The following is a 19,222-nucleotide window of genomic DNA, read 5'->3' as shown; positions in this document are numbered from 1 at the left end:
CCACTTCGGACATACGTCAGACCGACAGGGAGCGGGATGATCGCGCGCGACCAGTTGAGGCGTAGGTCGTCGGAGGACGCCTGGATCATCACGGCGCCGCTGATACTCCTCGCGGTCGTCTGCGCGACTCTCACGGGTCTGGTCGCCGACCGGCCGTTCGGCGACTGGCACTGGGCAGCGCTTCTTCTCGCGGCGATGATCGCCGCGGGGCTTCCGCTGCTGGTGCTGGTCGTCCGTCGACAGTCGGTGGCCATGACGCTCACCGAGCTGCCGCTCGTGCTCGCGCTCTACTTCCTGCCGCCGTTGACGGTCGTGGTCATCTACACGCTCGCGTCCCTGGTCACGCAACTACGGCACCGGATAACGGCGCCCAAGGTCTGGTTCAACGTCGCACGGGCGGCCGCCGGAACGTCGCTCGCCACACTGGTTCTTCAGGCGTTGCCACCGAGGTCGGGTGTCGGCCCGGCGACCTGGGTGAGTCTCTGCTGCGCGATCGGCGTGGTGATCCTGGTCAGCCTCACCGCCGTCGCGTCGGTGCACACCCTCCTACAGGGATGGCAGGCCGGCCGGGAGACGCTCCGTGCGGTGCCGTCCCTGTTCCTGACCGCGGGCATCAACGTGGCAGCGGGTCTGATCGTCCTGATCCTGATCCGGGAGTCCTGGTGGTCGCTGGTGCCCCTGGGCGCGTTGGCGGCCGGGCTCGCGCTGGTCTACCGCTCGTACACCCAGTTCTTCCGCCAGCACCGCACGCTCACCGACATGTACGAGCTGAGTCGGGCGGTGGCCGCCAGTGGTCAGGACGGGACCCTCGTCGACGCCCTGCTCGGGCGGGTGCGTGCGCTGATGCAGGCCGAGTACGCCACCCTCTGGCTGCCGGCACAGGGACGACACCCCGAGATCCTGCTCACCGCGCGGGTCGAGGATTCGGGCCTGCTGGATTTGTCCCTGACCCCGTCGGCGCTGCGGGAGAAGGTGCTGGAGACCGCTCGCCCCGTCACGGTCGGCCGTGGGGTGACCACTGATCCCGAGTTCCGGGCCAGCCTCGCCGAGCGGGGGGTCAAGGACACCGTCGTTGTTCCCCTGCGGTCGGGTGGTGTGGTGATCGGGACCCTTGAGGTCACCAACCGGCTCGCCGACACGCTCTACTTCACCCAGCGCGACATCTCGGTCTTCGAGACGGTGGCCGCGCACGCGGCGGTGGCGTTGGAGAACTCCCGACTGGTGGACCGGCTGCGGCACGACGCGTACCACGACGCGCTGACCCGGCTGCCCAACCGGCGGCGGATCACCGGAGCGCTGGAGGAGTCGGTCAAGATCCGCGCGCCCGGCGAAGTGGTGGCGCTGCTGCTCTTCGACGTCGACGGGCTGCGCCAGGTCAACGAGTCCCTCGGCCACGCGGCCGGGGACAAGGTCCTCGCCGAGGTCGCCAACCGGTTGCGCGCAAGCGCGCCGTCGTCGGCCCTGGTCGGCCGGGCCGGTGGGGACGAGTTCCTGGTGACGCTGCGGTTGGAGAGCGCCGACGCGGCACTGGAGCTGGCCGGCCAGCTGCGCGACCAGATCCGTGACGAGATGGTCTTCGACGCGCTCACCCTCGACGTGGACACGGCCGTCGGGGTGGCCGTACACCCGGATCACGGCAGCGACGCGGCGACCCTGCTGCTCCGGGTCGACCTCGCCGCCACCGCCGCCAAGTCGGTGCCGGGCAGCGTGCAGCTGTTCAACCCGGCCCTGGAGTCCCGGTCGCTGCGCCGGCTGGGCCTCGCCGGCGACCTGCGCCGGGCGCTGGACCAGGACGAGATCGAGGTCTACTTCCAGCCGAAGGTGACATTGCGGGACCGCCGCCTGGTCGGTGTCGAGTGCCTGGCCCGGTGGGAGGACCCGACGCACGGCACCGTCGCCCCGGAGGATTTCGTCGCGGTGGCCGAGCACACCGGTCAGTTGAGCCGGCTCACCGAGGTGGTGCTCCGCGAGGGGCTGCGGCGCAGCCGCGACTGGGCCCAGGCCGACCAGCCGCTCTCCATCGCGGTCAACCTCGCCGCCCGTACGCTCAACGACCAGCATTTCCCGGACCGGGTGCACGAGCTGCTGACCGAGTACGGGGTGCCGGCGCAGCGCCTCACGCTGGAGATCACCGAGGCGGGGGTGCTGGACGGCACGGACCGGCCCATCCCGACCCTGCGCCGGCTGCGCGACCTCGGCGTCCGCCTGTCGGTGGACGACTTCGGGACCGGCGACTCGTCCCTGGCCCACCTCCGCCGGCTGCCGGTGCACGAGGTGAAGGTCGACCGCTCCTTCGTGCAGGGCATGGCGACGGATCCGGGTGACCTGGCGATCGTCAACGCGGTGGTGACCCTGTCCCAGCAGTTCGGTCTGACCGTGGTCGCCGAGGGCGTGGAGAGCGAGCTGACCCTGGAGCTGCTCCAGGACATCGGGTGCGAGATCGGTCAGGGCTTCCTGTTCAGCCGGCCGCTGCCGTACGAGCGGTTGGCCGCCTGGTTCGGTGCCCAGGTCGACCCGGAAACGATCTCCAGCGGAGAGCTCCCGCGCCTTCGTGTCGTGCCCTGAGCTGGGCGCGGACGATCACCGGGGATCCGATTTCACCTGTCGAGCCGGGCCGTGTACTCTTACTTCTGCGCGCCTCCAGGGGAGATCGCGCAGGCCCCCTTAGCTCAGTCGGCAGAGCGTCTCCATGGTAAGGAGAAGGTCTACGGTTCGATTCCGTAAGGGGGCTCGAGGGTTCAGCTGGACCCACCGCGGCGGTGTAGCTCAGATGGCAGAGCAAGCGGCTCATAATCGCTGTGTCGCCGGTTCAAGTCCGGCCACCGCTACTCTCGTCTTCCGGGCCAGGTCCCGGTGGTCGTGGGGATGGGCGCCACTGGCGCCCACTTTGCATGTCCGCGCAGTCAGCGACTAGGCTGACGCGTCGTAGTTGTTTCCGTTAGCGAGGAAGGCACTCCGCCGTGGCGAAGGCTACCGATGTCCGGCCGAAGATCACTTTGGCGTGTGTGGAGTGCAAGGAGCGCAACTACATCACGCGCAAGAACCGCCGTAACGACCCCGACCGCATCGAGCTGAAGAAGTTCTGCCCGCGCGACGGTCGGCACACGGTTCACCGCGAGACCCGCTGACCTGCGGCCGGCCCCGCGCCGGCCATTGTTGACGCTTTCCCGATCGCCGATCTGACCGGGCCGGCGCGGCTCCGCCGCCGCCGACCGAGCAGATCGGCGATTGCGTTTTCCGTGTAGGTTCGCGGCATGTCTCTGGACCCTTCCTTCGTCGGCCGGACCTATCCGCCGACCGCCCCCTACCAGGTGGGCCGAGAAAAGATCCGTGAGTTCGCCACCGCCATCGGCGCCACCGACCCGGCCCACCACGACCCCGCGGCGGCCCGGGCGCTGGGCCACCCGGACGTGGTCGCCCCGCCGACCTTCCCGGTGGTCGTCACGATGGCCGCGAGCCGCCAGATCGTCGAGGACCCGGCGCTGGGCGTCGACTACAGCCGCGTGGTGCACGGCGACCAGCGGTTCGCGTACACCCGGCCGGTGGTCGCCGGCGACGAGCTGGTCTGCGCGAGCACCATCGAGGACGTCACCACCCGGGGTGGGCACGGCTTCCTGACCACCCGCACCGACGTGAGCACCGTCGCCGGCGAGCCGGTGGTCGCCGTCTGGTCCAAGATCGTCGTACGCGGGGAGGCGTGAGATGGAGCTGCCAGCCAAGACGTTCCAGGTGACCCGAGCGGACCTGGTCCGCTACGCGGGCGCCTCGGGCGACTTCAACCCGATCCACTGGAGCGACCGGTTCGCCACCAAGGTCGGCCTGCCCGGGGTGATCGCGCACGGCATGTTCACCATGGCGCTGGTCAGCCGGGCCATCACCGAGTGGGCCGGGGCGCCCGACGCGGTGGTCGACTACGGCGTCCGGTTCACCCGGCCGGTCGTGGTCCCCGACGACGACCAGGGGACCGAGATCGAGGTCACCGCGGTGGTCCGCGAGGTGACCGAGGATGGCCTGACCCGGCTCGACGTGACCGCCACCTGCCTGGGAGAGAAGGTGCTCTCGCAGGCCCGGGCGACCATCCGGACGGCGCGCTGAATCTCCCCGCCACGCGTGGCGGGGAGACCGGTTGGGAAAGTCGGGCGGCTACCCGTACACTGGTCCGCCGTGGGGCAAGTGACCCCTGCTCGGTCGTCTGTGGCCGCGTGGGGCGAGAGTTGCCGCACAGGGGTGTAGCTCAATTGGCAGAGCAGCGGTCTCCAAAACCGCAGGCTGCAGGTTCAAGTCCTGTCACCCCTGCGCCTCAGGCCTGACCGTTCCCGTGGGTCGCGCCGCCGACATGGCGGCGTCCGGCCCGTGGTGGTGGCATTGGCGGGGTGGCTCCGAGGCATCGGGCCCCCCGGTTGATCCACCGGCCGCGGCCCGTCGCGGGACGGTTGGTCCGGCCGGCGTGACCAGCGCCGCGCACGCCTCCCGGCGTGCGACCCGAGATTCCGCGACGGAGGGCGAAGTGGCCGACAACAAGCGGCGCGGCGAGGACGCCGGCGACGATCGTCTGGACGACGAGCTCGTCGACGACGTAGCCGACGACGACGCCACCAGCGCGGACGAGCCGGTCTCCCGGGGAGGCACCGCGACGCGGTCCCGCGCCCGGGCGGAGTCGGCGGACAGCCGGCCGACCACCCGGTCGGAAACCGGTCGGGTGGGCGTGTTCGGCCGCATCGCCCGGTTTTTCCGCGAGGTAGTGGCCGAGCTGCGTAAGGTCATCTGGCCGACGCGCAAGGAGTTGCTGACATACACCGCAGTGGTGGTGGCGTTCGTCGCGGTGATGCTGACGATCGTGGGAGTGCTGGACTTCGGCTTCGCCAAGGTCGTGCTGTTTGTCTTCGGCAACTCGAGCTGACCGGCTGCCTCCAGAGCCGATAGTGACGGAAGTGAGCGAGCGTGCCTGAGTACGACGAGACCGCCGGACCGGTGGACGAGCAGTCCACGGTCGCGACGGCGGCTGGTGACGAGTCGGTTGAGGCCGCCAGCGAGCCGGAGTTCCCAACCACCGAGCCCGAGCCGGACGAGGAGTACGACCCGGTCGCCGAGCTGCGCCAGAAGCTGCGTTACGCACCGGGTGACTGGTACGTGGTGCACTCCTACGCCGGCTACGAGAACAAGGTCAAGACCAACCTCGAGACCCGGATCACGAGCCTCGACATGGAAGACTTCATCTTCCAGGTCGAGGTGCCGACCCGGGAAGAGGTCGAGGTCAAGAACGGCAAGCGTTCGCAGATCCAGGCCAAGGTCTTCCCGGGCTACATCCTGGTTCGGATGGAGCTGACCGCCGAGTCCTACTCCTGCGTCCGTAACACCCCGGGTGTGACCGGCTTCGTCGGCGCGACCGACCGGGCCGACCGGCCCGCGCCGCTCTCCCTCGACGAGGTGCTGAAGTGGCTGGCGCCGGCCATCGAGACCGAGCAGAAGAAGGCGAAGCCCGAGATCAAGGTCCTCGACTTCGAGGTCGGCGACTCGGTCACCGTCACCGACGGCGCGTTCGCGTCGCTGCCGGCCACGATCAGCGAGATCAACGCCGACCAGCAGAAGCTCAAGGTGCTGGTGTCGATCTTCGGCCGGGAGACCCCGGTGGAGCTCAACTTCAACCAGGTCGCCAAGATCTGACCGGTCGTCGGCGGCGGGCCCGGCCCGCCGCTGACGTCGGCGTACGCCCTCCCGCTCGACCTCGGCGGACGAGCGGGCTGCGGCCTGCGCTACTCTTGAACGTCGCCGCTGTCGCACCGCGCTGACCGTGCGCGCCCGCCAGGGCGGCGTCAGCCGCATTTTCCCAGCTCCAAGCCCCAGGAAGTGACATGCCTCCGAAGAAGAAGCTCGTCAAGACGTTCACGCTTCAGCTGCCGGCGGGCCAGGCCACGCCGGCGCCGCCGGTCGGCCCCGCGCTCGGCCAGCACGGCGTGAACATCATGGAGTTCTGCAAGTCCTACAACGCGCAGACCGAGTCCCAGCGGGGCGACATCGTCCCCGCCGAGATCAGCGTGTACGAGGACCGGTCCTTCACCTTCGTGCTGAAGACCCCGCCCGCTGCCCGGCTGCTGATCAAGGCCGCCGGTGTGCAGAAGGGCTCGGGCGTTCCGCAGAGCGAGAAGGTCGGCTCGGTCAGCCGCGCCCAGCTGCGTGAGATCGCCGAGAAGAAGATGGCCGACCTCAACGCCAACGACCTGGACCAGGCCGAGAAGATCATCGCCGGCACCGCCCGGTCGATGGGCATCACCGTCAACGACTGACCTCGGCCCCGGCCGACGACCCATCGTGGGAGGGCCCGCGCCGAGCGGCCCGCCAGAGACCACAGGAGTAATCAGCAATGCAGCGCAGCAAGAGCTACCGCAAGGCCGCCGACGTCATCGACCGGTCCAAGCTCTACACCCCCGCCGAGGCCGTGAAGCTGGCCAAGGAGACCACCAACGTCAAGTTCGACGCCACGGTCGAGGTCGCCATGCGCCTCGGCGTCGACCCCCGCAAGGCGGACCAGATGGTCCGCGGCACGGTCAACCTGCCGCACGGCACCGGTAAGACCGCCCGCGTGATCGTCTTCGCCGCCGGCGCGAAGGCCGATGAGGCCGCCGCGGCGGGTGCGGACGAGGTGGGCACCGACGAGCTGGTCGCCCGGATCCAGGGTGGTTGGCTCGACTTCGACGCGGCGATCGCCACGCCGGACCAGATGGCCAAGATCGGCCGGATCGCGCGGATCCTGGGCCCGCGCGGTCTCATGCCGAACCCGAAGACCGGCACGGTGACCATGGACGTCACCAAGGCGGTGCAGGACATCAAGGGCGGCAAGATCACCTTCCGGGTGGACAAGCACTCCAACCTGCACCTGATCATCGGCAAGGCCTCCTTCTCGGAGAGCCAGCTGGTGGACAACTACGCCGCGGTGCTCGACGAGGTGCTGCGCGCCAAGCCGTCCGCGGCGAAGGGCAAGTACCTCCGCAAGGTCATCCTGACCACCACGATGGGCCCGGGCGTCCCGGTCGACCCCAACCTGGTGAAGAACCTGACTGAGGACTCGGTCGAGGCCTGAGCCGAGCCGACACTTCGCTCCACCGGGGCGCCGCCACCACCGTGGCGGCGCCCCGCCGCGTCTGCGGTGTGACACGCTCGACCCCATGCGGCTGGAGAACGTCTGGTTGCGGTACCACCGGCGTGGTCCGTGGGTGCTGCGGGGCGTGGATGTGCGGATCGGTCCGGGTGAGGTTGCGGTCGTGCTGGGCCGCAACGGGGTGGGCAAGTCGACCCTGCTCCAGGTGGCTGCCGGGGTCCTCCGGCCAGCTCGGGGCCGGGTCGCCGACCGGCCGCGGCGGGTGGGCTGGGTGCCGGAGCGCTTCCCGGCCGACCAGCCGTTCACCGTCGCGCGCTACCTGACCGGGATGGCCCGGATGGCCGGGCTGGGCCGCGCGGCGGCCGACGAGGCCGTCGCGGGCTGGACCGACCGGCTGGGGCTGGCCGCGTTCCGCGCGGTCCGGCTGCCGGAGCTGTCGAAGGGCACCGCGCAGAAGGTCGGCCTCGCCCAGGCGATGCTGCGCCCGCCGGGCCTGCTGGTGCTCGACGAGCCGTGGGAGGGGCTGGACGCCTCCACCCGGGAGCTGGTTCCCGAGCTGATCGACGAGGTCCTGGCCGCCGGCGGGTCGGTCCTGGTCAGCGACCACCGTGGCGAGACGGTCCGGCTGCCGGGCGCGCGCCACTGGGCGGTGGCCGACGGCTCGGTGACCGAGGAGACCCCGCTGCCGGACGGGACGGTCGCGGTGATCGAGGTCGCGGTGCCGGCCGCGCGGGTCGCCGGCACCGTCGCCCGGTTGCGCGCCGAGGGCCACCAGGTGCTGCGGGTACGCCCCGACGCCCGGCCCGCCCCACCGCCGGCCGGACCGGGCGGTGCCGACCGGACACCGGACGAGCCGGTGGCGGTGGACGGCGCCGGCCTGGCGGTCGACCGCGCCGCGGGGGAGGCCCGATGATCGCCCTGATCCGGCTGCGACTGGCCGGTTTCCTGCGGACCGGGCGGGCGGTCGCGCCGCTGCTCGTCGGCCTCGTCGCGCTCGGCATCCTGTACGGCGGCGGCCGGGCCCAGCCGGCGGAGGCGTACGGCGTGTCCGCGGTGGTGCTCTTCCCGGTGCTCGCCTGGCAGACCAAGATCCTGCTGGACGTCGAACCGGACGTGCAGCGCCGGCTCGCCCAGGTGACGGTGGGGGTGGCCCGGGAACGCCTGGCGGGGCTGCTCGCCGCCGGCGGGGCGGCGCTGGTCACGGTGGCCGTCGCGCTGGCCTTCCCGTGGTTGGTCGGCGGGGTCACCGGCCCGGTCGACCCCGCGGACCGGTCGGTGCCGGTCGGCGTCGCGCTGGGGCTGTGGGCGCATCTGCTGGTCGTACCCGCTGCGGTGGCTCTCGGGGCGCTGGCCAGCCGGGCGTCCGTGGGCGGTGCCGGGTACGGCGTCGCGGTGCTGGCCCTCGGCGGCGTCGGCGCGGTGGTGCTCGGCCTGACCGGGTCGGTGGCCCCCTGGTTGGCGCCGCCGATCATGGCCGCGGCCCGGACCACCGCGGGCGACGCCGCAGCCCTCACCATGGTCGGGCTCACCGCCTGGGCGCTGGCGTGGAGCGCCGCGGCGGTCGGCGGCTACCTCGTGCGGCGGCGGGCCCGGGGTTGAGGCGCCCGGAGCCGAGACGGCGGTGGCCCGGCTCACAGGGAACGATTTGGTGCTGGTCACGGGGTCGCGTACTCTTCAGACGTCATCCGTGTTCTCACGGATGAGGAACCACCCAGAGACCGCTGGTCACCGTGCTTCGGCACGGTCGAAGGTCCCGCGACAACGGGCGACCCGCGTAGGGCGGCAAGCGTAACTCGGCAGTGAGCATGGTCCGCCGACCGTGATCCGCCGGCCCTCGCCCCGTGCGCCCTGCGCCGGGGCTTTTTCGTTGTCGTGCTGCCTCCGCCCCCGTTCCGGCTCCGGCCGCGACGGGGACCAGCCTCGAGTAACGAGAGAGGAGGGACATGGCGGACAAGCCGATCCGGGCCGACAAGGCCACGGCCGTCGCTGAGCTGACCGAGAGCTTCCGCAACGCGGGCGCCACCGTGCTGACCGAGTACCGCGGTCTGACGGTTTCCCAGCTCACCCAGCTGCGGCGCTCGCTCGGCGCCGAGACCAGCTACACGGTCGCGAAGAACACGCTGGCGAAGCGTGCTGCGACGGACGCGGGCATCAACGGCCTCGACGAGCTGTTCACCGGTCCTACCGCGCTGACTTTCGTTTCGGGCGACGTCGTCGAGGCGGCGAAGGGGCTTCGCGACTTCGCGAAGGCCAACCCGAAGCTCGTCATCAAGGGCGGTGTCTTCGAGGGCAAGGCCATTTCCGCGGCCGAGGTCACGAAGCTCGCCGACCTGGAGTCCCGCGAGGTGCTGCTGGCCAAGCTGGCCGGCGCGATGAAGGGCAACCTGAGCAAGGCCGCGGCCCTGTTCCAGGCCCCGCTGTCGAAGACCGCCCGTCTGGCGGCCGCACTGCAGGACAAGCGCGAGAAGGAGAGCGCCGAGGCGGCCTGACGGTCTCCCGGCGCACCACGTTCTTACTTAACAGATTCAGGAAAGGACGCCAGACATGGCGAAGCTCAGCACCGACGAGCTGCTCGACGCGTTCAAGGAGATGACGCTGATCGAGCTCTCCGAGTTCGTGAAGCAGTTCGAGGACACCTTCGAGGTCACCGCTGCGGCTCCGGTCGCCGTGGCCGCCGCCGGTGGGGCTCCGGCCGCCGCCGAGGCCGAGCCGGAGAAGGACGAGTTCGACGTCGTCCTCGAGGCTGACGGTGGCAAGAAGATCCAGGTCATCAAGGTCGTGCGTGAGCTGACCGGCCTGGGCCTCAAGGAGGCCAAGGACGCGGTCGAGTCCGCGCCGAAGGCCATCCTGGAGAAGGTCAACAAGGAGACCGCCGAGAAGGCCAAGGCCAAGCTCGAGGGCGAGGGCGCCAAGGTCACCCTCAAGTGACCTGACGCTCCACCAGCGCGTACCCGGCTCGGTGAGCTGGGACACGATCGCGTCGCGGCGGGCGGCGATCCGACACGGATCGTCGCCCGCCGTGTTGGTGAGCCCCCGTCGGCAGCCGTCCTGAGCTGGGCGCCGACGCCCCCTCCCGGGGACCCGAACGAGCGCGGCGGGTCGCCCTTCGGTGGGAAAGACGGGCCGACCCGGATACCGGCCCTTGACGCGGCCCCGGGCTGCCAGGCACGCTGACACCAGCAAGACACCGCGCTTGCGACGGCCACGACGTGGGTATGACAGCGGCGGCACCATCGGCCGCAGCAACCCGAGCGGCCCAGCGGGAACGTTGCGTTCCGAGCGGCCCGGCAGACCCCGGTTCACGGGGGCCGAGGCACGTTCCGCGACGACCTGCGGGGTGGGCTGGACAGCGGTTAGCCTCTCGGCTACACTGCTAGTTTGCGCTGCCTTCCGACTTGACCCCTGCTCGGAAATGTCCGTTTACGGATAATTCCGGTGGGGTCATTGGAGTGCACGCGTACCAGCCGTTCTGCAGCACCGGTCCTCGGAAGGACGCATCTTGGCAGCTTCCCGCCCTGCGAAGACCAGTCGTACGTCGAGCGCATTCGCGCCCCGCCGAGTTTCATTCGGCAGGATCACCGAACACCTCGAGGTCCCCAACCTCCTCGCCATTCAGAACGAGTCCTTCGACTGGCTCGTCGGCAACGAGGGTTGGCAGGGCCGGTCGGCGGACGACCCGCACGCACGCTCGGGTCTCGCGGAGATCCTTGAAGAGATCAGTCCCATTGAGGACTTCTCCGGCACCATGTCACTCTCCTTCTCGGCGCCGCGCTTCGACGAGGTCAAGGCCTCGATCGAGGAGTGCAAGGAGAAGGACCTGACCTACTGCGCTCCGCTCTTCGTGACCGCGGAGTTCACCAACAACACCACTGGCGAGATCAAGAGCCAGACGGTGTTCATGGGTGACTTCCCGATGATGACGCCCAAGGGCACCTTCGTCATCAACGGCACCGAGCGCGTCGTGGTCAGCCAGCTCGTCCGGTCCCCGGGCGTGTATTTCGACAAGCAGCCGGACAAGACCTCCGACCGCGACCTCTCCAGCGTCAAGGTCATCCCGAGTCGGGGTGCCTGGCTGGAGTTTGACATCGACAAGCGCGACACGGTCGGCGTACGCATCGACCGCAAGCGTCGGCAGGCCGTCACGGTCCTGCTCAAGGCCATCGGATGGTCGGCTGAGCGGATCCGTGAGCGGTTCGGCTGGTCCGAGCTGATGATGACCACGCTCGAGAAGGACCACATCGCCGGCCAGGACGAGGCCCTGCTCGACATCTACCGCAAGCTCCGCCCTGGCGAGCCGCCGACGCGCGAGAACGCCCAGACCCTGCTCGACAACCTCTTCTTCAACCCGAAGAGGTACGACGTCGCCAAGGTCGGGCGCTACAAGTTCAACAAGAAGCTCGAAGTCGACGTGCCGATCACCACCGGCACGCTGACCGAGGACGACATCGTCGCCACCGTGGAATACCTCTGCCGGCTGCACGCCGGTGAGGAGGGCTACGAGGCCGACGACATCGACCACTTCGGCAACCGGCGCCTGCGTACCGTGGGTGAGCTGATCCAGAACCAGGTTCGGGTCGGCCTGTCCCGGATGGAGCGGGTCGTCCGCGAGCGGATGACCACGCAGGACGTCGAGGCGATCACCCCGCAGACCCTGATCAACATCCGCCCGGTGGTGGCGGCGATCAAGGAGTTCTTCGGGACGTCGCAGCTGTCCCAGTTCATGGACCAGACCAACCCGCTGGCGGGTCTGACCCACCGGCGCCGGCTGAGCGCGCTCGGCCCGGGTGGTCTGTCCCGGGAGCGGGCCGGCTTCGAGGTCCGCGACGTGCACCCGTCCCACTACGGCCGGATGTGCCCGATCGAGACGCCGGAAGGCCCGAACATCGGCCTGATCGGCGCGCTGTCCACCTTCGCCCGGGTCAACCCGTTCGGCTTCATCGAGACGCCGTACCGGAAGGTCGTCGACGGTCGGGTCACCGACCAGATCGACTACCTGACCGCGGACGAGGAGGACCGGTTCGTCAAGGCCCAGGCCAACGCGCCGCTGAAGGCTGACGGCACGTTCGCCGAGGACCGGGTCCTGTGTCGTCGTAAGGGTGGCGAGACCGAGGACGTGGTCCCCGCCGCCGTCGACTACATGGACGTGTCGCCGCGGCAGATGACCTCGGTCGCGACCGCCATGATCCCGTTCCTCGAGCACGACGACGCCAACCGGGCACTGATGGGCGCGAACATGCAGCGCCAGGCGGTGCCGCTGGTCAAGGCCGAGGCGCCGCTGGTGGGTACGGGCATGGAGTACCGGGCCGCGGTCGACGCCGGCGACGTGGTTGTCGCCGAGGTCGGCGGTGTGATCGAGGATCTCTGCGCCGACTACGTCACCATCCACCAGGACGACGGTCACCGCCGGACGTACCTGCTGCACAAGTTCCGCCGCTCCAACGCCGGCTCCTGCGTCAACCAGAAGCCGGTCGTCTTCGAGGGCGACCGCGTCGAGGCCGGTCAGGTCATCGCCGACGGTCCCTGCACCGACGAGGGCGAGATGGCGCTCGGGCGCAACCTGCTCGTGGCGTTCATGTGCTGGGAGGGTCACAACTACGAGGACGCGATCATCCTGTCGCAGCGCCTCGTGCAGCAGGACGTGCTCACCTCGATCCACATCGAGGAGCACGAGGTCGACGCCCGGGACACCAAGCTCGGTCCGGAGGAGATCACCCGCGACATCCCGAACGTCAGCGAGGAAATGCTCGCCGACCTCGACGAGCGCGGCATCATCCGGATCGGCGCCGAGGTCGTCCCCGGCGACATCCTGGTCGGCAAGGTCACGCCGAAGGGCGAGACCGAGCTGACCCCGGAGGAGCGGCTGCTCCGCGCGATCTTCGGTGAGAAGGCGCGCGAGGTCCGGGACACCTCGCTGAAGGTGCCGCACGGCGAGACCGGCACGGTCATCGGTGTGCGTACCTTCTCCCGCGAGGACGGCGACGAGCTGCCTCCGGGCGTCAACGAGCTGGTCCGGGTCTACGTCGCCCAGAAGCGGAAGATCCAGGACGGCGACAAGCTCGCCGGCCGGCACGGCAACAAGGGCGTCATCTCCAAGATCCTGCCGATCGAGGACATGCCGTTCCTTGAGGACGGCACGCCCGTCGACATCGTGCTGAACCCGCTGGGTGTACCGAGCCGGATGAACATCGGCCAGGTGCTGGAGACCCACCTCGGGTGGGTGGCCAAGACCGGCTGGAAGGTCGAGGGCGACGACGCGGCCTGGAAGAAGCAGCTGCGCTCGATCGGCGCCGACGAGTCCGAGGGGGACACGAACGTGGCCACCCCGGTCTTCGACGGTGCCCGCGAGGAGGAGATCTCCGGTCTGCTCTCGTCGACGCTGCCCAACCGGGACGGCAACCAGCTGATCGGCGCCAGCGGCAAGGCGCAGCTGTTCGACGGTCGCTCCGGCGAGCCGCTGCCGGACCCGATCGCGGTCGGCTACATCTACATCCTGAAGCTCAACCACCTGGTCGACGACAAGATCCACGCACGGTCGACCGGCCCGTACTCGATGATCACGCAGCAGCCGCTGGGTGGTAAGGCGCAGTTCGGTGGTCAGCGCTTCGGTGAGATGGAGTGCTGGGCGATGCAGGCGTACGGCGCCGCGTACGCCCTGCAGGAGCTGCTCACGATCAAGTCCGACGACGTCCTCGGCCGGGTGAAGGTCTACGAGGCCATCGTCAAGGGCGAGAACATCCCGGAGCCGGGCATCCCGGAGTCGTTCAAGGTGCTGCTCAAGGAGCTGCAGTCGCTGTGCCTCAACGTTGAGGTGCTGTCCAGCGACGGCGTGGCCCTGGAGATGCGCGAGACCGACGACGAGGTGTTCCGGGCCGCTGAGGAGCTGGGCATCGACCTGTCCCGGCGCGAGCCGAGCTCGGTCGAAGAGGTCTGAGGTGAGCGGTCGGGGGCCGGCTCGCCGGCCCCCGACCTCGCCCGAGTATTAGCAGTACAGACGACGACATAGGGGACATAGTGCTCGACGTCAACTTCTTCGACGAGCTGCGCATTGGTCTCGCCACGGCCGACGACATCCGTCAGTGGTCGCACGGCGAGGTCAAGAAGCCTGAGACGATCAACTACCGCACCCTGAAGCCGGAGAAGGACGGGCTCTTCTGCGAGAAGATCTTCGGTCCGCAGCGGGACTGGGAGTGCTACTGCGGTAAGTACAAGCGCGTCCGGTTCAAGGGCATCATCTGTGAGCGCTGCGGCGTCGAGGTGACCCGTTCCAAGGTCCGTCGTGAGCGGATGGGGCACATCGAGCTCGCCGCTCCGGTGACCCACATCTGGTACTTCAAGGGCGTGCCGAGCCGGCTGGGTTACCTGCTGGACCTCGCCCCCAAGGACCTCGAGAAGATCATTTACTTCGCCTCGTACGTCGTGACGAGCGTTGACGCGGAGTCGCGTCACCGTGACCTCTCGACGATCGAGAACGAGATCCTGGCCGAGAAGCGGCAGTCCGAGAACAGCCGCGACTCCGAGATCGAGAAGCGGGCCGCCAAGCTCGAGGCCGACCTGGCCGAGCTGGAGGCCGAGGGTGCCAAGGCGGACGTCCGGCGCAAGGTCAAGGAGGGCGGAGAGCGCGAGATGCGCCAGATCCGCGACCGGGCCCAGCGCGAGATCGACCGCCTGGACGAGGTGCTGGACACCTTCCGCAAGCTGGAGCCGAAGCAGCTGGTCACCGACGAGCTGCTCTACCGCGAGCTGCGCGACCGGTTCGGTGAGTACTTCACCGGTTCCATGGGCGCCGAGGCGATCAAGGCGCTGGTCCAGAACATGGACCTCGACGCCGAGGCCGAGAGCCTGCGGGAGACCATCCGGTCCGGCAAGGGCCAGCGGAAGATCCGTGCGCTCAAGCGGCTCAAGGTCGTGGCGGCGTTCCTGAACACCCGCAACTCGCCGCTCGGCATGGTGCTGGACTGCGTCCCGGTCATCCCGCCGGACCTGCGCCCGATGGTGCAGCTCGACGGTGGCCGCTTCGCCACCTCGGACCTGAACGACCTGTACCGCCGCGTGATCAACCGGAACAACCGCCTCAAGCGGCTGATCGACCTCGGCGCGCCCGAGATCATCGTCAACAACGAGAAGCGGATGCTCCAGGAGGCCGTCGACGCGCTGTTCGACAACGGCCGTCGCGGCCGGCCGGTCACCGGTCCGGGTAACCGCCCGCTCAAGTCGCTGTCCGACATGCTCAAGGGCAAGCAGGGCCGGTTCCGCCAGAACCTGCTGGGCAAGCGCGTCGACTACTCCGGCCGTTCGGTCATCGTGGTCGGCCCGAAGCTCAAGCTGCACCAGTGCGGCCTGCCCAAGCAGATGGCGCTGGAGCTGTTCAAGCCGTTCGTGATGAAGCGGCTGGTCGACCTCAACCACGCGCAGAACATCAAGTCCGCCAAGCGGATGGTCGAGCGGCAGCGCCCGGTCGTGTGGGACGTGCTGGAAGAGGTCATCGGCGAGCACCCGGTGCTGCTCAACCGGGCGCCGACCCTGCACCGCCTGGGCATCCAGGCCTTCGAGCCGCAGCTGGTCGAGGGCAAGGCGATCCAGATCCACCCGCTGGTCTGCACCGCGTTCAACGCCGACTTCGACGGTGACCAGATGGCGGTGCACGTGCCGCTGTCCGCCGAGGCCCAGGCCGAGGCGCGGATCCTGATGCTGTCGTCGAACAACATCCTCAAGCCGGCCGACGGCAAGCCGGTCACCATGCCCACCCAGGACATGGTCATCGGCCTCTACCACCTCACCCACCTCACCGCCGGTGAGAAGGGCGAGGGCCGGGCGTTCAGCTCGGACGCCGAGGCGCGGATGGCGTTCGACAACGGCGAGCTGCACCTGCAGGCGCCGGTGCGGATCCGTCTGCGTGACGTGATCGGTGTCGACAACGGCGCCGGCGCCGAGCCGTGGACCGCCCCGGAGGGCTGGGTCGAGGGCGAGCCGCTGACCGTGGAGACGACCCTCGGTCGGGTGCTGTTCAACGAGACGCTGCCGCAGGGCTACCGCTTCGTGAACTACGAGATCCGCAAGGGTCAGCTCTCCGCGATCGTCAACGACCTCGCCGAGCGCTTCCCCAAGGTGGCGCTGGCCGCCACCCTGGACGGGCTCAAGGAGGCCGGTTTCCACTGGGCCACCTGGTCCGGCGTGACGATCGGCATGGAGGACGTCATCGCTCCGCCGCGCAAGGCGGAGATCCTGGCGAAGTACGAGAAGGAAGCCGACCGGATCGACAAGCAGTACCAGCGTGGTCTGATGACCGCCGAGGAGCGTCGCGGCGAACTCATCGAGATCTGGACCAAGGCGACCAACGAGGTCGCCAAGGAGATGGACACCGCGCTGCCGCAGGAGAACCCACTGTGGAAGATGATCAACTCGGGTGCCCGCGGTAACCTGCTCCAGCTCCGGCAGATCGCGGCGATCCGTGGTCTGGTGGCCAACCCCAAGGGCGAGATCATCCCGCGGCCGATCAAGGCCAGCTACCGGGAGGGTCTGTCCGTGCTGGAGTACTTCATCTCCACGCACGGTGCCCGTAAGGGTCTCGCCGACACCGCGCTGCGGACCGCCGACTCGGGTTACCTGACCCGTCGTCTGGTGGACGTCTCGCAGGACGTGATCATCCGCGAGGAGGACTGCGGCACCGACCGGGCGATCCCGATGCAGATCGGCGAGCGCCTGGAGGACGGCAGGCTGGTCGTGCACGAGCACGCCGAGACCAGCGTGCACGCCCGCACCCTGGCCGACGACATCAAGGGGCCGGACGGCACCGTCGTCGCCGAGCGGGGTCAGGACATCAACTCCATCGGGGTCGACAAGATCGTCGCCGCTGGTGTGGAGACGGTCCGGGTGCGCAGCGTGCTCACCTGCGAGTCGAAGCTGGGTGTCTGCGGTGCCTGCTACGGGCGCTCGCTGCCGACCGGCAAGACCGTGGACGTCGGCGAGGCGGTCGGCATCATCGCCGCCCAGTCGATCGGTGAGCCGGGTACGCAGCTGACGATGCGTACCTTCCACACCGGTGGTGTCGCGGGTGAGGACATCACCCAGGGTCTGCCGCGTGTCCAGGAAATCTTCGAGGCCCGGGTCCCGAAGGGTAAGGCGCCCATCGCCGACACCCCCGGCCGGATCCGGATCGAGGACGGCGAGCGCTCGCGGAAGATCATCGTGGTGCCGGACGACGGCAGCGACGAGATCGTCTACGACAAGATCTCCAAGCGGGTTCGGCTGCGGACCCACGACGGCGGTCACGTCGAGGTCGGCGAGAAGCTCACCGAGGGCACCATCGACCCGCACGAGCTGCTGCGCATCCTCGGTCCGCGCGCGGTCCAGGTCCACCTGACCCAGGAGGTCCAGGAGGTCTACCGCTCGCAGGGCGTGCTCATCCACGACAAGCACATCGAGATCATCATCCGCCAGATGCTCAAGCGGGTGACGGTCATCGACTCCGGCTCGACCGAGTTCCTGCCGGGTGTGCTGGTCGACCGGGCGCTGTTCGAGTCGGAGAACCGCCGGCTCGTCTCGGAGGGCGGCGAGCCCGCCGCCGGTCGTCCGGTGCTGATGGGTATCACCAAGGCCTCGCTGGCCACGGACTCCTGGCTCTCGGCGGCCTCCTTCCAGGAGACCACCCGGGTGCTGACCGACGCTGCGATCAACTCGCGCAGCGACTCGCTGGTCGGCCTCAAGGAGAACGTGATCATCGGCAAGCTCATCCCGGCCGGTACCGGCATCAGCAAGTACCGCAACGTCCGGGTGGAGCCGACCGAGGAGGCCAAGGCCAAGGTCTACTCGATGACCGGGTACCCGGAGACCGACTACGGGTTCGGGCCGGCCAGCGGGCAGGCTGTGCCGCTGGACGACTTCGACTTCGGGTCGTACCGCTAAGCACCAACCACACGACGAGGCCCCCGGCATCCGCCGGGGGCCTCGTCGCGTCCGGAGCGGCCCACCCGCGGACCGGGTTCGGCATGATGGAGGCATGACGACCGCACCCGGGCAGGTGTCCGTCGCGCAGCACGGCCTGCGCCACCCGCTCGATCCCGACCCGGTCCGTGCCACCAAGGCGCGGGCGGTCTTCGCGCTGGGGCTGCTCGGCATGCTGACGGGCCTGTTCATCGGCGGGGTGGTGCCCGCCACGGTGGCACTCCACCTGGCGCGCCAGGCGCGCCGGGAGGCGTACGCCTCGGGGGGTTTCCTGACCGGTGGCGCCTGGCTGCGGCGGGGGGAGCGGCTGGCCTGGGCCGGTCTGGCTCTGGTCGCGGTCACCGTGGTGGCGGCGGTGGTGATCGGGGTGGTCCGGCTGGCGGGCGCGCCGTTCGGCCACGACTACCCCTCGAACATGGACTGAGTTGCCCGCGTACGCGCCCAGCGGGGGCGGCTGCGCCCCCGGCGGTAGCCTGGCGGTTGTCGCCGCGTGGCGGCTGGCGGCCCTGTCGACTGGAGGACCTCGTGACGGAACCGGCGCGCCCCCCGGCGGATGATCCGGCCGGGCATCCTGGCGCGCCGGCCACCGGTCCGGGCGCGTTCGAGCCGAGCGGGTGGGCGCGACCCGACCCGAGCGCGCAGCCCGACTCGCCCGCGGCCTCCCCTGACCCGGGTACGCCGCCGGCGTCCCCGCCCGACTGGGGCAACCCGCAGAGGACCGCTCCCGGTTGGGACGCGTCGCCCCCCGGCTGGGATGCGTCGCCCCCCGGCTGGGATGCGTCGCCCCCCGGCTGGGGTGCGCCTCCGCCCGGTTCCGGTCAGCCGTACCCGGTGCCGCACGGCTGGGGGCAGCCGTCGTCCGGCCCGGCGGGCGGGCACGGTGCGCCGGCGGGATGGGGGCAGCCGATGCCGGGTCACGGCCCCGGCTGGAGGCCGGTGCCGCCGCCACCCACCGACGACCAGCGTCGGCCGCCGAAGCGGGTGGAGTCGGTGTCGGGCACCCCGTTCGGTGTCGTCTACCTGGACGTGCCTCCGGTCACCTCGGGGCTGGCCGTCGGGGCGCTGGTGGCCGGGATCGCGTCGATCCTGGTCTCGCTGCTGGTGATCTGTTTCGGGGCGCTCGGCGCGAACGCCGGCGGGGTCTGGGCGTCCGGGGCGTTCGCCGTGCTCGGCCTGTCTCTTATA

General features: G+C 69.8%; 15 protein-coding genes, 3 tRNA genes and 1 pseudogene. All 19 read left to right on the top strand.

Going from position 1 to position 19,222, the window contains the following annotated elements:
• The first annotated feature begins 36 nt into the window (after window positions 1-36).
• Window positions 37-2,565, top strand: a complete 2,529-nt coding sequence (locus tag EAD89_RS21400) for a bifunctional diguanylate cyclase/phosphodiesterase (RefSeq protein WP_121655385.1) — start codon at window positions 37-39, stop codon at window positions 2,563-2,565.
• Between the two features lie 93 nt (window positions 2,566-2,658).
• A tRNA-Thr gene (locus EAD89_RS21395) sits at window positions 2,659-2,731 on the top strand.
• A 24-nt stretch (window positions 2,732-2,755) separates the two neighbouring features.
• Window positions 2,756-2,828: transfer RNA gene (locus tag EAD89_RS21390), tRNA-Met, on the top strand.
• Window positions 2,829-2,960: 132 nt separating this feature from the next.
• Window positions 2,961-3,128 (top strand): 50S ribosomal protein L33, encoded by a 168-nt coding sequence (gene rpmG / locus EAD89_RS21385; protein WP_007073056.1) that lies wholly within the window; start codon window positions 2,961-2,963, stop codon window positions 3,126-3,128.
• Window positions 3,129-3,254: 126 nt separating this feature from the next.
• Window positions 3,255-3,701 carry a MaoC family dehydratase N-terminal domain-containing protein gene (locus EAD89_RS21380; protein ID WP_121676965.1) on the top strand — a complete coding sequence of 149 codons (447 nt, stop codon included), beginning with the start codon at window positions 3,255-3,257 and terminating at the stop codon, window positions 3,699-3,701.
• Window position 3,702: 1 nt separating this feature from the next.
• Entirely contained in the window at window positions 3,703-4,095 is a 393-nt protein-coding gene (locus EAD89_RS21375) for a MaoC family dehydratase (RefSeq protein WP_121676964.1), read from the top strand.
• Window positions 4,096-4,223: 128 nt separating this feature from the next.
• A tRNA-Trp gene (locus EAD89_RS21370) sits at window positions 4,224-4,296 on the top strand.
• Between the two features lie 211 nt (window positions 4,297-4,507).
• On the top strand, window positions 4,508-4,900 hold the full coding sequence (secE, locus tag EAD89_RS21365) for a preprotein translocase subunit SecE (protein WP_121676963.1): 393 nt from the start codon (window positions 4,508-4,510) through the stop codon (window positions 4,898-4,900).
• Between the two features lie 41 nt (window positions 4,901-4,941).
• Window positions 4,942-5,664 (top strand): transcription termination/antitermination protein NusG, encoded by a 723-nt coding sequence (gene nusG / locus EAD89_RS21360; RefSeq protein ID WP_121676962.1) that lies wholly within the window; start codon window positions 4,942-4,944, stop codon window positions 5,662-5,664.
• 188 nt (window positions 5,665-5,852) lie between these two features.
• Window positions 5,853-6,284, top strand: coding sequence for a 50S ribosomal protein L11 (gene rplK, locus EAD89_RS21355; protein ID WP_053653970.1), 432 nt, complete (start codon window positions 5,853-5,855; stop codon window positions 6,282-6,284).
• A 77-nt stretch (window positions 6,285-6,361) separates the two neighbouring features.
• Window positions 6,362-7,078 (top strand): 50S ribosomal protein L1, encoded by a 717-nt coding sequence (gene rplA, locus EAD89_RS21350; protein ID WP_121655380.1) that lies wholly within the window; start codon window positions 6,362-6,364, stop codon window positions 7,076-7,078.
• A gap of 85 nt (window positions 7,079-7,163) precedes the next feature.
• Window positions 7,164-8,009: an ABC transporter ATP-binding protein gene (locus tag EAD89_RS21345; protein WP_121676961.1), complete on the top strand. Its 846-nt coding sequence runs from the start codon at window positions 7,164-7,166 to the stop codon at window positions 8,007-8,009.
• Window positions 8,006-8,695 carry a hypothetical protein gene (locus EAD89_RS21340; protein ID WP_121676960.1) on the top strand — a complete coding sequence of 230 codons (690 nt, stop codon included), beginning with the start codon at window positions 8,006-8,008 and terminating at the stop codon, window positions 8,693-8,695. Before EAD89_RS21345 ends, EAD89_RS21340 begins: the two co-directional genes overlap by 4 nt.
• 344 nt (window positions 8,696-9,039) lie before the next feature.
• Window positions 9,040-9,585, top strand: a complete 546-nt coding sequence (gene rplJ / locus EAD89_RS21335; protein ID WP_074314622.1) for a 50S ribosomal protein L10 — start codon at window positions 9,040-9,042, stop codon at window positions 9,583-9,585.
• A gap of 55 nt (window positions 9,586-9,640) precedes the next feature.
• Window positions 9,641-10,024 carry a 50S ribosomal protein L7/L12 gene (gene rplL / locus EAD89_RS21330; protein ID WP_007465324.1) on the top strand — a complete coding sequence of 128 codons (384 nt, stop codon included), beginning with the start codon at window positions 9,641-9,643 and terminating at the stop codon, window positions 10,022-10,024.
• Between the two features lie 571 nt (window positions 10,025-10,595).
• Window positions 10,596-14,027, top strand: a complete 3,432-nt coding sequence (locus tag EAD89_RS21325; protein ID WP_121655377.1) for a DNA-directed RNA polymerase subunit beta — start codon at window positions 10,596-10,598, stop codon at window positions 14,025-14,027.
• An 80-nt stretch (window positions 14,028-14,107) separates the two neighbouring features.
• Window positions 14,108-17,998, top strand: coding sequence for a DNA-directed RNA polymerase subunit beta' (locus tag EAD89_RS21320; protein ID WP_121676959.1), 3,891 nt, complete (start codon window positions 14,108-14,110; stop codon window positions 17,996-17,998).
• Window positions 17,999-18,092: 94 nt separating this feature from the next.
• Entirely contained in the window at window positions 18,093-18,461 is a 369-nt protein-coding gene (locus tag EAD89_RS21315; protein ID WP_121655375.1) for a hypothetical protein, read from the top strand.
• 557 nt (window positions 18,462-19,018) lie between these two features.
• A pseudogene (locus EAD89_RS21310) lies at window positions 19,019-19,222 on the top strand (hypothetical protein); the annotation flags it as partial.

It is taken from the genome of Micromonospora sp. BL4, from assembly GCF_003667505.1.
Classification (GTDB): Bacteria; Actinomycetota; Actinomycetes; order Mycobacteriales; family Micromonosporaceae; genus Micromonospora.
The sequence above is the reverse complement of the archived record's forward strand: the minus strand, read 5'-3'. Positions and strand labels throughout refer to the sequence as shown.

Coding starts and splice junctions, on each gene's coding strand:
- EAD89_RS21340 (WP_121676960.1), top strand. CDS start 8,006: ATGATCGCCCTGATCCGGCTGCGACTGGCCGGTTTCCTGCGGACCGGG.
- EAD89_RS21375 (WP_121676964.1), top strand. CDS start 3,703: ATGGAGCTGCCAGCCAAGACGTTCCAGGTGACCCGAGCGGACCTGGTC.
- EAD89_RS21315 (WP_121655375.1), top strand. CDS start 18,093: ATGACGACCGCACCCGGGCAGGTGTCCGTCGCGCAGCACGGCCTGCGC.
- EAD89_RS21345 (WP_121676961.1), top strand. CDS start 7,164: ATGCGGCTGGAGAACGTCTGGTTGCGGTACCACCGGCGTGGTCCGTGG.
- rplJ (WP_074314622.1), top strand. CDS start 9,040: ATGGCGGACAAGCCGATCCGGGCCGACAAGGCCACGGCCGTCGCTGAG.
- rplL (WP_007465324.1), top strand. CDS start 9,641: ATGGCGAAGCTCAGCACCGACGAGCTGCTCGACGCGTTCAAGGAGATG.
- rplA (WP_121655380.1), top strand. CDS start 6,362: ATGCAGCGCAGCAAGAGCTACCGCAAGGCCGCCGACGTCATCGACCGG.
- EAD89_RS21380 (WP_121676965.1), top strand. CDS start 3,255: ATGTCTCTGGACCCTTCCTTCGTCGGCCGGACCTATCCGCCGACCGCC.
- rplK (WP_053653970.1), top strand. CDS start 5,853: ATGCCTCCGAAGAAGAAGCTCGTCAAGACGTTCACGCTTCAGCTGCCG.
- EAD89_RS21400 (WP_121655385.1), top strand. CDS start 37: ATGATCGCGCGCGACCAGTTGAGGCGTAGGTCGTCGGAGGACGCCTGG.